The sequence below is a fragment of the Bifidobacterium aesculapii genome, from assembly GCF_001417815.1.
Taxonomy (GTDB): Bacteria; Actinomycetota; Actinomycetes; order Actinomycetales; family Bifidobacteriaceae; genus Bifidobacterium; species Bifidobacterium aesculapii.
In genome coordinates this window covers 1-12,435 of record NZ_BCFK01000025.1, presented here as the reverse complement: position 1 = coordinate 12,435, position 12,435 = coordinate 1, and the positions used below count along the sequence as shown (strand labels likewise).

9 protein-coding genes and 2 tRNA genes are annotated in these 12,435 nt (G+C 64.4%); 9 read left to right on the top strand and 2 right to left on the bottom strand.

Annotated features, from left to right (window positions below):
* Nucleotides 1-161 precede the first annotated feature (161 nt).
* Entirely contained in the window at nucleotides 162-1,604 is a 1,443-nt protein-coding gene (gene pyk, locus BFAL_RS03475; protein WP_055427038.1) for a pyruvate kinase, read from the top strand.
* Nucleotides 1,605-1,885: 281 nt separating this feature from the next.
* Nucleotides 1,886-2,539, top strand: coding sequence for an NINE protein (locus BFAL_RS03470; RefSeq protein ID WP_169787187.1), 654 nt, complete (start codon nucleotides 1,886-1,888; stop codon nucleotides 2,537-2,539).
* 77 nt (nucleotides 2,540-2,616) lie between these two features.
* Here BFAL_RS03470 and BFAL_RS03465 read toward each other — a convergent pair.
* Nucleotides 2,617-2,690, bottom strand: a tRNA-Leu gene (locus BFAL_RS03465).
* 193 nt (nucleotides 2,691-2,883) lie between these two features.
* On the opposite strand from BFAL_RS03465, the gene BFAL_RS03460 reads away from it, so the two are divergent.
* The 6 genes from BFAL_RS03460 (at nucleotide 2,884) to BFAL_RS03435 (ending at nucleotide 10,677) form a co-directional block, all read left to right on the top strand.
* A complete protein-coding gene (locus BFAL_RS03460) occupies nucleotides 2,884-3,672 on the top strand; it encodes an ANTAR domain-containing response regulator (RefSeq protein ID WP_055427037.1) in 789 nt (262 codons plus the stop codon).
* Between the two features lie 21 nt (nucleotides 3,673-3,693).
* Nucleotides 3,694-6,498: a DNA polymerase I gene (gene polA, locus BFAL_RS03455; RefSeq protein WP_055427036.1), complete on the top strand. Its 2,805-nt coding sequence runs from the start codon at nucleotides 3,694-3,696 to the stop codon at nucleotides 6,496-6,498.
* 88 nt (nucleotides 6,499-6,586) lie between these two features.
* Nucleotides 6,587-7,501: a Nif3-like dinuclear metal center hexameric protein gene (locus BFAL_RS03450; protein WP_055427035.1), complete on the top strand. Its 915-nt coding sequence runs from the start codon at nucleotides 6,587-6,589 to the stop codon at nucleotides 7,499-7,501.
* 10 nt (nucleotides 7,502-7,511) lie between these two features.
* Nucleotides 7,512-8,150 (top strand): NUDIX hydrolase, encoded by a 639-nt coding sequence (locus BFAL_RS03445; protein ID WP_152973518.1) that lies wholly within the window; start codon nucleotides 7,512-7,514, stop codon nucleotides 8,148-8,150.
* Between the two features lie 87 nt (nucleotides 8,151-8,237).
* Nucleotides 8,238-10,379, top strand: a complete 2,142-nt coding sequence (gene glgX, locus BFAL_RS03440; RefSeq protein ID WP_055427033.1) for a glycogen debranching protein GlgX — start codon at nucleotides 8,238-8,240, stop codon at nucleotides 10,377-10,379.
* A 207-nt stretch (nucleotides 10,380-10,586) separates the two neighbouring features.
* Nucleotides 10,587-10,677, top strand: a tRNA-Leu gene (locus tag BFAL_RS03435).
* A gap of 111 nt (nucleotides 10,678-10,788) precedes the next feature.
* On the opposite strand, the gene BFAL_RS03430 is transcribed toward BFAL_RS03435, so the two are convergent.
* A complete protein-coding gene (locus BFAL_RS03430; protein WP_082440331.1) occupies nucleotides 10,789-12,051 on the bottom strand; it encodes an MFS transporter in 1,263 nt (420 codons plus the stop codon).
* Nucleotides 12,052-12,111: 60 nt separating this feature from the next.
* Here BFAL_RS03430 and BFAL_RS03425 point away from each other — a divergent pair.
* Nucleotides 12,112-12,435, top strand: a 324-nt coding sequence (locus tag BFAL_RS03425; protein WP_055427032.1) for a peptide deformylase, incomplete at its 3' end; no start/stop codon positions are given.

Below are 12,435 nucleotides of genomic sequence, written 5' to 3'. Positions count from 1 at the left end.
GGGTTCCCGTGAGCGTTCTCTATATTGGGAGAGTAGGGGTGTGAGCGTTAACAACACACCGTTTGAAAAACTGGAGCGCGCGGGCAAAAGCTAGTACACTGATTCGTGGAAAACGTAGGCCATCCGGCCTGCGTCCCTTGCAATAGTTAGGAAAAGGCAACATGCGCAAAGCCAAGATCGTCGATACCATCGGCCCCGCCAGCGAATCCCTCGAAGGCATCACCAGCCTCGTCGAAGCCGGCATGGATGTGGCCCGTCTGAACCGTTCCCACGGCACCCCGGAGGACCACCTCAAGGTCTACAACAACGTGCGTCAGGCCTCCAAGGCCGCCGGCCGCAACGTGGCCGTGCTGGTCGACCTTCAGGGCCCGAAGATCCGCTGCGGCTGGTTCAAGAAGAACGCCGAGGGCGAGGACAAGGTCCAGCTCAAGCTTGGCCAGGAGTTCGTCATCACGACCGACGACATCGAGGGCGACGAGCACATCACCTCCAGCACCTTCAAGGGCCTGCCGGGCGACTGCCACCCGGGCGACCCGATCCTCATCGACGACGGCAAGGTCCGCCTCGAGGTCACCAAGGTCGAGGGCAACAACGTGCACACCAAGGTCGTCGTCGCCGGCCCCGTGTCCTCCCACAAGGGCATCAACCTGCCGGGCGTCGCCGTCTCCCTGCCGGCCCTGACCGAGAAGGACGAAGAGGATCTGCGCTGGGCCATCCGCACCGGCGCCGACATCATCGCCATGTCCTTCGTGCGTTTCGCCACCGACATCGACCGCGCCCACGAGATCATGGACGAGGAAGGCCGTCGCATCCCGATCGTCGCCAAGATTGAGAAGCCGCAGGCTCTGGAGAACCTCGAGGACATCGTCAAGGCCTTCGACGGCATCATGGCCGCCCGCGGCGACATGGCCGTCGAGTGCCCGCTCGAGGAGGTCCCGCTGGCCACCAAGCGCATCATCGAGCTGTCCCGCCACTACGCCAAGCCGGTCATCGTCGCCACCGAGGTCCTGGGCTCCATGGTCCACTCCCCGGTTCCGTCCCGCGCCGAGGCCTCCGACTGCGCCAACGCCGTCCTCGACGGCGCCGACGCCACCATGACCTCCAACGAGACCGCCGTCGGCGAATACCCGGCCGTCACTGTCTCCACCATGGCCCGCATCTCCGGCTTCGCGACCGAGCACGGCTTCGACCGTATCCCGGCCCTGAAGAATCTGGACATGTCCTCCACCGGTGCCGTCTCCTCCGCCGCCGTCGATCTGGCCGACAAGCTCAATGCCAAGGCGATCGTCGCCTACACGCAGACCGGCAACACCGTGCACCGCGTGTCCCGCGAGCGCCCGGCCGCCCCGATCTACGGCATCACCAACAACGAGCACACCTACCACTGGCTGGCCCTCTCCTGGGGCACCGAGGCCTTCCTGCTCGACGAGGACTACCACGACAAGTCCCGCAAGGATCTCATGGTCTTCACCGACAAGATCCTGCGTGACGCCGGCAAGGTCGTCGACGGCGACAAGATCGTCATCCTGAGCTCCGCCCAGGGCGAGCACCAGCCGGGCAGCACCGACTCCATCTACGTCCACACCGTCGGTGCCTGCGACTGAGATGCAGTTGATTCGGCTCGTCTGAACAGTCGGGTCGAAGGCTGACCGCCAAAGGGGGATTGCGTCCTGTTCCGTGAGGATGCAATCCCCCTTCTCATATGCGCAATCGAATGTGTTCCCATCATCCGGCTCTGGCTCGGGTCCCATGGCAGTAGATTCCGGGCGGCGTGACGGTACGCATTGCGTTTGGACGACATTCGCGTTCCGCGTACGCACGTGCGAGAATGAGATGCAGATGGCCGCTCGGCCGTCCTTGACAGTCGAGGAAACGGAGACATGTGATGACGCAACCAGCACCAACGCCGGCACCGGAACCCCAGAATACCGCGAACGCGATGGGAGGTGCACAGGAGCCTTATGCCACGTCGCAGTCCGAATCGTTTGCCGGTCCTTCACCTTTACAGCCCGGCCAGTCTGAGCAATATGCGCAACAGTCCTATACGCCGCCGGACATGAGCGCCTATGCAGGTGCCCCCACCGGAGCGTACGGCCAGCCTCCGTACGCCGCGCCTTCGTCCTCATACGGCGCATCGTATGGAGCGGGCGCCAACCCCGGCGCCCAGCCCATGTATGCGCCGCCACAGCCCTCGTATGGCTATGGAACCCAGCCGCCATATGCCGGCGCGCCCACGCCTCAGTACGGTTATGGCGCCGGCCCATACGGCTATACCGCCGCGCCGGCGGGGACGAAATCGAAGCTGGCCGCCGGCCTGCTTGGCATCTTCCTCGGCGCGTTCGGCGTACACAACTTCTATCTCGGCTATACGGGCAAAGCCATCGCCCAGTTGCTGCTCACCCTGTTCGGTTGGATTCTTTTCGGACTCGGCCCGCTGGCCGCGAGCATCTGGGGACTGGTCGAAGGCATCCTGATCCTGTGCAGCAAGCCCGGCAGCCCTTGGCATCAGGACAGCCAGGGACTCGAGCTTCAGGAATGACGGAGCCAACTCAAAGCCGTACACTACGACGATGCGGCCGTAAGCAATTCAGCTTACGGCCGCAACTCCTTGAAAAGTGCCCTCGGTGGGACTCGAACCCACACTGTGCAGATTTTGAGGCTGCTTCCTCTACCAATTGGGATACGAGGGCGTATCGATTCCGTGCCTTCAGGCACTCGGGATAATGTACCACAGAATCAAGGTCCTTGTATACTGCGACGCGCGGCGACGTGGTGATTTCGTGTGTCCGAAGGCACGTCGTGCCGACATGCCCTGTGATTATGCGTTAAAATCACCAAGGATAACCACTTCAATGTCGTTTCGAGAACAGGAAAGGGACTGGCATGGCTGCTAGCAAAGATGATCAGACTCCGCAGATGGAGCCCGTGCTGACCGAAGAGGAGCTCGAGGCCGTGGCGAAGGAGGCCGCCGCCCCCCAGCAGGAATCCGCTCCCGCCGAACCCGATGAGAACCGCAAGCGCACCGTCGTCGTGGCCGAGGACGAATCCGTGAACCGTATGGATCTGGTCGGCATGCTCGAGGACAACGGTTATGAGGTCGTGGGCGAGGCCGCCAACGGCGAGGAGGCCGTCGAGCTGACGCGCGCCAAGCGCCCGGACGTGGTGTGCATGGACGTCAAGATGCCGCGCATGGACGGTATCACCGCCGCCGGTCTCATCTGCGACGAGAACATCGCCCCCGTCGTGATGCTCACTGCGTTCTCCCAGCCCGACCTTGTCAAGAAGTCGACCGGTGCGGGCGCCATGGCCTACGTGACCAAGCCGTACGAGGAATCCAAGCTCATCCCTGCTCTGGAAGTGGCCATGGGCCGTTTCGCGGAGATCAACGACCTGCTCGACAACGTCGAGCGCACCGAAAGCAAGCTCAAGAGCACGCAGGACGAGCTCGCCAAGGCGCAGGCCGATCTGCAGAAGGCTCAGGACACGTTGGAGGAGCGCAAGCTCGTCGACCGCGCGAAGGGTCTGCTCATGGATAAGGCGGACTTCTCCGAGCAGGGCGCGTTCCGTTGGATCCAGAAGACCTCCATGGACCAGCGCATCCCCAAGAAGCGCCTCGCCATGGCCATCATCGCGAAGTACGGCGATCCGAAGCCCGAACGCTCCGAGCACTGACGGATCGGAACCATCGGTTACATGGCGCAACATGAATCCACGCCGACGCGCGGAACGCTGCTGGTCGTAGACGGCCATTCGCTGGCGTTCCGCGCGTTCTTCGCTCTGCCGGTCGACAACTTCTCCACGTCAGGCGGACAGGCCACGAACGCCGTCTGGGGCTTCGCCTCGATGCTCTCCCAGGTCATCGAGGCGGAGAAGCCGGATCATCTCGCCGTCGCTTTCGATGTCAAGGGCGGTACCTTCCGCAACACGTTGCTGCCCCAGTACAAAGGTACACGTGACGCCGCGCCGGAGGAGCTGCTCACCCAGCTGCCGCTCATCCAGCAGATGTTGGAGGCGCTCGGCGTCACCTACATCGAAAAGCCCGGCTACGAAGGCGACGACGTCATCGGCACGCTTGCCACGATGGGCGACAAGGCCGGCTACCACACGCTCGTGCTTTCCGGCGACCGTGATGCGTTCCAGCTCATCGACGACAACGTCACCGTGCTGTACCCGGGGCATCATTTCAAGGACCTCAAGCACATGACCGCGCAGGCCGTGCTCGACAAGTACAAGGTGACGCCCCGGCAGTACCCCGATCTTGCGGCGTTGCGCGGCGAGACCGCGGACAACATTCCCGGAGTGCCGGGCGTGGGCGACGGCTTCGCCGCCAAGTGGATCAATCAGTACGGCTCCCTCGACGGCATCGTCGAGCATGCGGAGGAGATTGGCGGCAAGAAGGGCGAGGCGCTGCGCGCCAACATCGATCAGGTCCTGCTCAACCGCAAGGTCAACGCGCTCGTACGCGACGTGGACCTCGGCGTGACCGTGGACGAGCTCACGTTCGGGCGGCCGGACATCGCCAAGCTCGACGCCCTGTTCGCCAAGCTCGAATTCGGCGCACGTACGAAAAGCCGTGTGCTCAAGACGTTCAATGCGGGCGTGGACACGCGGCCCGCATCGACGGATACAGCCGAGGATGCGGATGCCGGCGAATCGTCCGGCCTGGACGTTCCGGAGGCTACGGCAGTGACCGACGCGGACGGCCTACGCTCATGGGCCCGTGAACACCTTCCCCGAACGGTTGGGGAGGGCGAGCCGGGCTGGGTGCTGCACGCCTCCGGCGACGCCCGCCCCGGCCGTGCCGCGCTACGGTCGGTCGTGCTGCTTGCCGGTCATGCGGCGGCCATCGTAGAGGCCGTCGACCTTGCGTCTGAGGACCTTGCCGATGCGTTGCGCGAAACGATCGCATCCCATGCGTCGACGATGACCGTGCACGGCTACAAGGAGCATCTGCACCTGTTCGCCGCAGCCGGAATCGACCTGCCCCGGCCGGCATTCGACACGAAACTCGCCGGGTATCTCATCAAGCCGGACTTCCACGCGGACACGCTCGAACAGGCCGCGTCCCAATTCCTCGACATCCATCTGGAGGAGGAGCAGGAGGCCACGCAGGGGCTTCTCGATTTCGACGAGGCGACGAGCGGGACCAGCGGAGACGATGACGAGCGGACCGACCGCGTCGTACTGCGTCATGCGGCCATCGTCGCCGCGCTCGCCCGAAAGCTCACCCCCCAACTGGCCGAACGCCGGCAGACGACACTGTTCGACGACATCGAACTGCCCGTGTCGCGCGTGCTGTACGGTCTGGAAGCCGAAGGCGCGAAGGTCGACGGCGCCCGTCTCGACGCCCTGCGCGCCGGCTTCGCCGCGGACGCGGAACAGGCGCAGCGCATCGCATGGGAGAACGCCGGCTCGCAGGTCAATCTGCAAAGCCCCAAGCAGCTGGCCAAGGTGCTCTTCGAGGACATGGGCCTCAAACCCACCAAGCGCACCAAATCCGGCTCGTATACGACGAACGCCGACGCGTTGCAGACGCTGTACGTGCGCAACATCGACGACGAGCGGGCCAGCGGGTTCCTCGGTGCGCTCCTGCGCCACCGGGAGACCAACAAGCTCAAGCAGATCGTCGCCACGCTCATCGACGCGGTCAACCCCGCCGATGGGCGCATCCATACGACGTTCGAGCAGACGGTGGCCGCGACGGGACGTCTGAGCTCGGTCGATCCGAACCTGCAGAACATCCCCAACCGCAACGCCGCCGGACGTGAGATCCGCTCCGCGTTCGTACCCGGCGAAGGTTACGAATCGTTGATGAGCTGCGACTATTCGCAGGTCGAGCTGCGCATCATGGCGCATCTTTCCGGCGATGAGGCGCTCATCGAGGCGTTCAGAAGCGGCGCCGACTTCCACCGCTATGTGGCCAGCCTCGTCTACCAGCTGCCCGTCGACCAGATCAGCGCCGACCAGCGCAGCCACGTGAAGGCCATGAGCTACGGGCTCGCCTACGGTCTGAGCACCTACGGCCTGTCGCAGCAGCTCAAGATCAGACCGAGCGAGGCGGAAGGCCTCAAGGAGAAGTACTTCGCCACATTCGGCAAAGTGCATGACTTCCTCGAATCGTGCGTCGCCGAAGCCCGTCGCAAGGGGTACACGGAGACGATGTTCGGGCGCCGACGGTACTTTCCCGGACTCGCGTCGACGAGCCGCGCCGTGCGCGACGCGGCCGAGCGCGCCGCACTCAACGCGCCCATCCAGGGCACGGCGGCCGACATCATGAAGATCGCGATGATCCGGGCCGACGCAGCCCTGCGCGACGCCGGTCTCGGAAGCCGCATCATCCTGCAGATCCACGACGAACTCGTCGTGGAGATCGCCCCCGGCGAAGCCGAACAAGTGACCGCGCTCGTCAGGGACGCGATGGAGCATGCCGTCGAACTCGACGTGCCGTTGGACGTGTCCACCGGCATCGGCGCAGACTGGCAGCTAGCCGCGCACTGACCGCGGACCGGCCGACGGCCCTTGACCGCCGCCGGTCGGGTTCTCGGACCGCGCGCAACCATACGCAAGACCGTACGATAGGAGGAACATGACGAACCTCGACCAGACCGTCGACGTGCTGGAGACCCTGTATCCGCTGCGTTATGCGGAAAGCTGGGATGCGCCCGGACTCATCGTGGGCGATCTGACGGCGCCGGTCGGACGCATCGCGTTCGCCGCCGACCCGACCATGGCCGTGATCGACGAGGCGATCGCGTGGGGCGCCGATCTGCTCGTCACCCACCATCCGCTGTTCTTCCGTTCCGTGCATCAGGTCTCCGGTCTGGGGGCGCGGGGCATGATCGTCAACCGGCTCAACCGCGCCGGATGCGCGCTGTGGGTGGGACACACCAACGCGGACGCCGCCGTGCGCGGCGTCGCCCAGGCGGCTGCTGACGGTCTCGGCCTGCGCGACCAGCGCCCGCTCGTCCCAATCGACGACGCCGCATCCGACCAAACGGTCGGGTTGGGGCGCGTCGGTCGCCTTGTCGCGCCGGAATCGTTGCGTGATTTCGCCCGCCGTGTATGCGACGCGCTGCCCATCCGCACCGAGCTGGGCGTGCAGGTGTGCGGCGACCCGGATACGCCGATCGAGACGGTCGCCGTGCTGCCCGGCTCCGGTGACTCGCTGTTCGATGAGGTGCGCGCCGCCGGCGTCGACGCGTATGTGACCAGCGACCTGCGGCATCACCCCGCCACCGACGCCATCGAACAGGCGCGCTACGAGGCGATGATGCGCGCCGCCGGCGTCACGCTCGGCACCGGCGACACCCATGTGCGCCCCGTCCTCGTGAACACGCCGCATTCCGCGATCGAATCGATGTGGTTCCGTTATGCGGTGGGCGACATCGCCGACGCGTTGGAACGCCGCTTCGGCACGCGACCGCAGACCAACTGGATCCGGCTCAACACCGATCCGTGGACGTTCACCGTCCCCCAGACGGGAGAGGACCGTCATGAGTGATATGAGTGATATGAGTGACATGACGGCCCACGACATTGAACGCGAAGCACTCGATGCAAGCTCGGACGGCATCGACATGAACGCGCCCGCCACGGTGCTCGAACGCCGCGAGGTCTACCGTGGCGCCATCTTCCACGTGGAGGACATGACCATCGGACTGCGGACACGGGACGGAGGAACGGTGAGCATTCGCAGGCAGGTGCTCCGGCACGCGCCATGCGTCGTCATGCTGGTGCATGACGTGCACGCGGACCGTTACCTCGTCGAACGCGAATACCGTGCGGGCAGCGACCTGTTCGCGTACGGGCTGCCCGCCGGGCTCATGGACGACGGCGAGACCGTCCGCGAGGCCGCGTTGCGCGAACTCGCCGAAGAGACCGGAATCGCCCCCGAATCCGACGACACGATGCGCATCGACCCTGTAGGCGACTACTATTCGTCGGAAGGCATGACCGACGAACTTGCGCACATCATGGTCATCCACCTCGACCGGTGGAGGCGCGTGCCGCGTCATTTCGACGCGGACGAGCACGTCGAATCCACGTGGGTGGACTGGGACACGCTCCTCGACACGCACGTGACCGCATCCAACTCGATCATCGCCATCCAGCATGAGACGATCAGACGTCTGACCGGACGCGTCGCCTGACCGGCGCGTCTTGAATCCCCAATACCGACACCGAGTGTTCATATACGTTGACGATTCCGCTCACATGGAGGTGAGATACTGGTGAATATGCAGATACGACCGGGTTTAACCTATCCGTACGGCGCAAGCTATGACGGCGCCGGTGTCAATTTCGCGTTGTTCTCCCAAGTCGCAGAAAGCGTCGAGTTGTGTCTGTTCGACGCCGACGACAACGAGACCCGCATCAACATGACCGAGCAGAACTCGTACGTCTGGCACAACTACATTCCGGGCATCCAGCCCGGCCAGCGTTACGGGTACCGCGTGCACGGCCCCTACGACCCCTCCCAGGGTCTGCGGTGCAATCCATCCAAACTGCTCCTCGACCCGTACGCGAAGGCCATCGAAGGCAACATCGACGGCGACGAGAGCCTGTTCTCCTACTACTTCTCCGATCCGAACAATGACGGCGTGGTCAACGATAAGGATTCCGCCGCCCACACCATGAAGTCCGTGGTCGTCAACCCCTACTTCGACTGGGGCAACGACCAGCACCCGCGCATCCCGTACCACGATTCGGTGATCTACGAGGCGCATGTGCGCGGCATGACGAACCTCAACAAGGACGTCCCCCCGGACATCCGCGGCACCTACGCCGGCCTCGCTTACCCGACGGTCATCGAATACCTGAAGAAGCTCGGCGTCACCGCCATCGAGCTCATGCCGATCCACCAGTTCGTCAACGATTCCTTCCTTCAGGAGAAGGGGTTGAGCAACTACTGGGGCTACAACACGATCGGCTTCTTCGCGCCCCACAACGCCTACTCGTCGGCGGGGGAGCGCGGCCAGCAGGTCAACGAGTTCAAGTCGATGGTCAAGGCGTACCATCAGGCCGGCATGGAGGTCATCCTCGACGTGGTGTACAACCACACCGCCGAAGGCAACCACATGGGCCCCACCCTGAGCTTCAAGGGCATCGACAACCGCTCCTACTACCGTCTGGTCGACAACGACCAACGCCACTACTTCGACACCACGGGCACCGGCAACTCGCTGCTCATGCGTTCGCCGCACGCCCTGCAGCTCATCACCGACTCCCTGCGCTACTGGGTGTCCGAAATGCACGTCGACGGCTTCCGCTTCGATCTGGCGGCCACCCTGGCCCGTCAGTTCCAGGAGGTCGACAAGCTGTCCGCGTTCTTCGACATCGTCGAGCAGGATCCGGTCATCAGCCGCGTCAAGCTCATCGCGGAACCGTGGGATCTCGGCTCCGGCGGCTATCAGGTGGGCGGCTTCCCGTCCAGCTGGTCTGAGTGGAACGGGCGTTTCCGCGACACCGTGCGCGACTTCTGGCGCTCGCAGCCTTCGACGCTGCCGGAGTTCGCGTCCCGCCTGATGGGATCGTCCGACCTGTACCAGATGAACGGGCGTCGACCGGTCGCCTCGGTGAACTTCATCACCGCGCACGACGGCTTCACGCTCAACGACCTCGTCTCGTACAACGAGAAGCACAACGACGCCAACGGCGAAGGCAACCGCGACGGCGAATCCACGAACCGCTCGTGGAACTGCGGCGTGGAAGGCCCCACCACCATCCCCGACGTCAACGACCTGCGCCAACGCCAGATCCGCAACATGTTCTCCACGCTGCTGGTCAGCCAGGGCATCCCGATGATCTGCGGCGGCGACGAGGTGGAGCGCACGCAGCAGGGCAACAACAACGCCTACTGCCAGGACAATGAGATCTCCTGGACGGACTGGGATCTGGACGAGACCCGCGAGGACATGTTCGAGTTCGTCTCGAAGCTCATCCACCTGCGTCTCGACCACCCGGTGCTGCACCGGCGCCGCTTCTTCTCCGGCAGGGAGCCCGGTCAGGATTCCGAGACCATCCCGCAGGTCGAATGGTTCGACCACACCGGCTCCATCATGGACATGGAGGACTGGCAGAATACGCACGCGTTCTCGATGATGGTGTATCTCAACGGATCCAACATCCCCGAGCTCGACTACTACGGCAATCCGATGGTCGACAACGACTTCATCCTCATCTTCAACGCGCACTACGAGCCCATCCAGTTCACGCTGCCGGACGAACGCTACGGACGCAAATGGAAGCTCGTCGTGGACACGCACAATCCGAAGGGGCCGGTGCTCAACTACGAGGCCGGGTTCGCGATCACCGCGCAGTCGCGCAGCTTCATGCTGCTGATGAGCGCGCAGCGCCCGAAGCAGCCGCGCAACTTCTGACACGTCCATACGGTCGATTGCCGTGGCGGGAATGCGGGTGTGGCGTCAGGCGGCGGAGAACCGCCACCTGACGCCACACCCGTTGTCGTGGGCCGGTACTTGCACTGTGCACGCCTTGCCGAAGCGTGACGATTGTCTTCGGCGTGTCGCGAGTTTGACGCTTTGCGATGTTCTGGTACAGTATTCCACTGTTGCCGGAAGGCACCTGTCCGGGTGGCGGAATGGTAGACGCGCTAGCTTGAGGTGCTAGTGCCTATTTTATACAGGCGTGTGAGTTCAAGTCTCATCCCGGACACCACAGAAAGGCCCCGCGATTCAATTCGCGGGGCCTTTTCATATCAAATCCCACGTGGTTCCCCGATGAGTGGCCATCCTCGGGGGACATGCGTCGCGCGGCCGGAACTGTGTTTCAGCGTGGGACGGCGTCTCGTCGTGCCGTTCGCCTCCCGAAGATGACGCAGACGAGCAGCGTCGCGGCGAATAGCGAACCGAACGACAGGCCGGTACGAAGGTCGTCGCCGTTGGCGGACGCGACGAACCCCACCACCGCGGGGCCGCCCGCGCAACCGAGGTCCCCGGCGACGGCGAGCAGCGCGAACATCAGCGTGCCGCCGGACGGCATGGCATCCGCCGCCATCGAGAACGTGCCCGGCCACATGATGCCCACCGAGAAACCGGTGACGGCGCAGGCCGCCAGTCCCACCACGGGGATGGGGGAGAGGGCCGCGGCCAGATACATGGCGACGCACAGTACGGAACTGCCCGCGATGAACACGGACAGGTTCAGACGATGCCCCCAGACGCCGTAGATGGTGCGGGACAGTCCCATCATCAACGCGAACATCGCCGGGCCGGCCAGGTCGCCCACGACCTTGGTCACGCCAAGACCGGTCTCCGCGAACGCGCTCGCCCACTGGCTCATGCCTTGCTCCGCGGCGCCGGCGCACAGCATCATCAGGAACATGAGCAGGAACGCCGGACGCTTGAGCAGATCGGCGAAACGCATGGCCGTGGCGCCTTCGGGCACGATGGACGGCATCGGGGCGCCTGCGAACATCACCATGCCCGCAGCCGGCACAATCGCCCACAGGCAGGCCAGAACCGGCCAGGAGGCGGCGCCGAACGCGAACAGGAACATGGTGGAGACCACAACGGTGCCGAGCTGGCCCCAACAGTAGAAGGAATGCAGCAGGCTCATCGCCTTCGCCTTATGCTCGCTCGGGCACGCCTCGACGATGGGGGAGACCATCACCTCGATGAGGCCGCCGCCGATCGCGTACAGGAACACGGCTGCGACGATCGCGGGGTACGGGTCCGGCACGCGGGCGGGCAGCAGACCGAGCACCAGCAGGCCGGCCAGCGCCGACGCATGCGCCGCGAGGATGCACGGCTTGTAGCCGATGCGGTCCACGAATTTCCCGGCGAGCACGTCCACCGCCAATTGGGTGACGAAATTGACGGTGATCAGCGCCGACAGCCGGGCCATGCCGATGCCGAGCGTCGTGGCGAACGTGACGAACAGCAACGGCATGAAATTGTTGATGACGGCCTGCGTGACGTATCCGACGAAACAGGCGACGACCGTGCGGTCGTAGTTCGGAGCGTCATGGCCCGGGGTGCCGTGGTTCAGTGTGCCGTGCGACGATGCAACGGCGGTGGAATCGGAATTCATGAGGTCCATGGTAGCCAACGTACGGTGGCGTTTGGGCGTACGGCATGGCATGATGGCCGCATGCAGCGAGAGATCATGACGTCCATACCGTTCCTGCGCAGGCCTTCCGCGCCGGCCGTGCAGGGCCCCGACGACGAGGCGACTGCGCGCGACCTCGTCGACACGCTTGAAGCGAACCGCGGCCGATGCGTCGGCATGGCGGCCAACATGATCGGCGTCTCCAAACGGATCATCGTATTCGTGGACGATGAGATGGGCGGCCGCATAACCGTCATGGTCAACCCTACGATTACGGCGAAAGAAGGGGTGTACGAGACTTCGGAAGGGTGTCTGTCGTTGCAGGGGGAGCGGCGTGCGAAGCGCTACCGCCGCATCGAGGTGGAG

Bases quoted from the DNA above. Each gene is read 5' to 3' on its own strand.
- pyk (WP_055427038.1), top strand. From the start codon at position 162: ATGCGCAAAGCCAAGATCGTCGATACCATCGGCCCCGCCAGCGAATCC.
- BFAL_RS03470 (WP_169787187.1), top strand. From the start codon at position 1,886: ATGACGCAACCAGCACCAACGCCGGCACCGGAACCCCAGAATACCGCG.
- BFAL_RS03460 (WP_055427037.1), top strand. From the start codon at position 2,884: ATGGCTGCTAGCAAAGATGATCAGACTCCGCAGATGGAGCCCGTGCTG.
- polA (WP_055427036.1), top strand. From the start codon at position 3,694: ATGGCGCAACATGAATCCACGCCGACGCGCGGAACGCTGCTGGTCGTA.
- BFAL_RS03450 (WP_055427035.1), top strand. From the start codon at position 6,587: ATGACGAACCTCGACCAGACCGTCGACGTGCTGGAGACCCTGTATCCG.
- BFAL_RS03445 (WP_152973518.1), top strand. From the start codon at position 7,512: ATGAGTGACATGACGGCCCACGACATTGAACGCGAAGCACTCGATGCA.
- glgX (WP_055427033.1), top strand. From the start codon at position 8,238: ATGCAGATACGACCGGGTTTAACCTATCCGTACGGCGCAAGCTATGAC.
- BFAL_RS03430 (WP_082440331.1), bottom strand. From the start codon at position 12,051: ATGAATTCCGATTCCACCGCCGTTGCATCGTCGCACGGCACACTGAAC.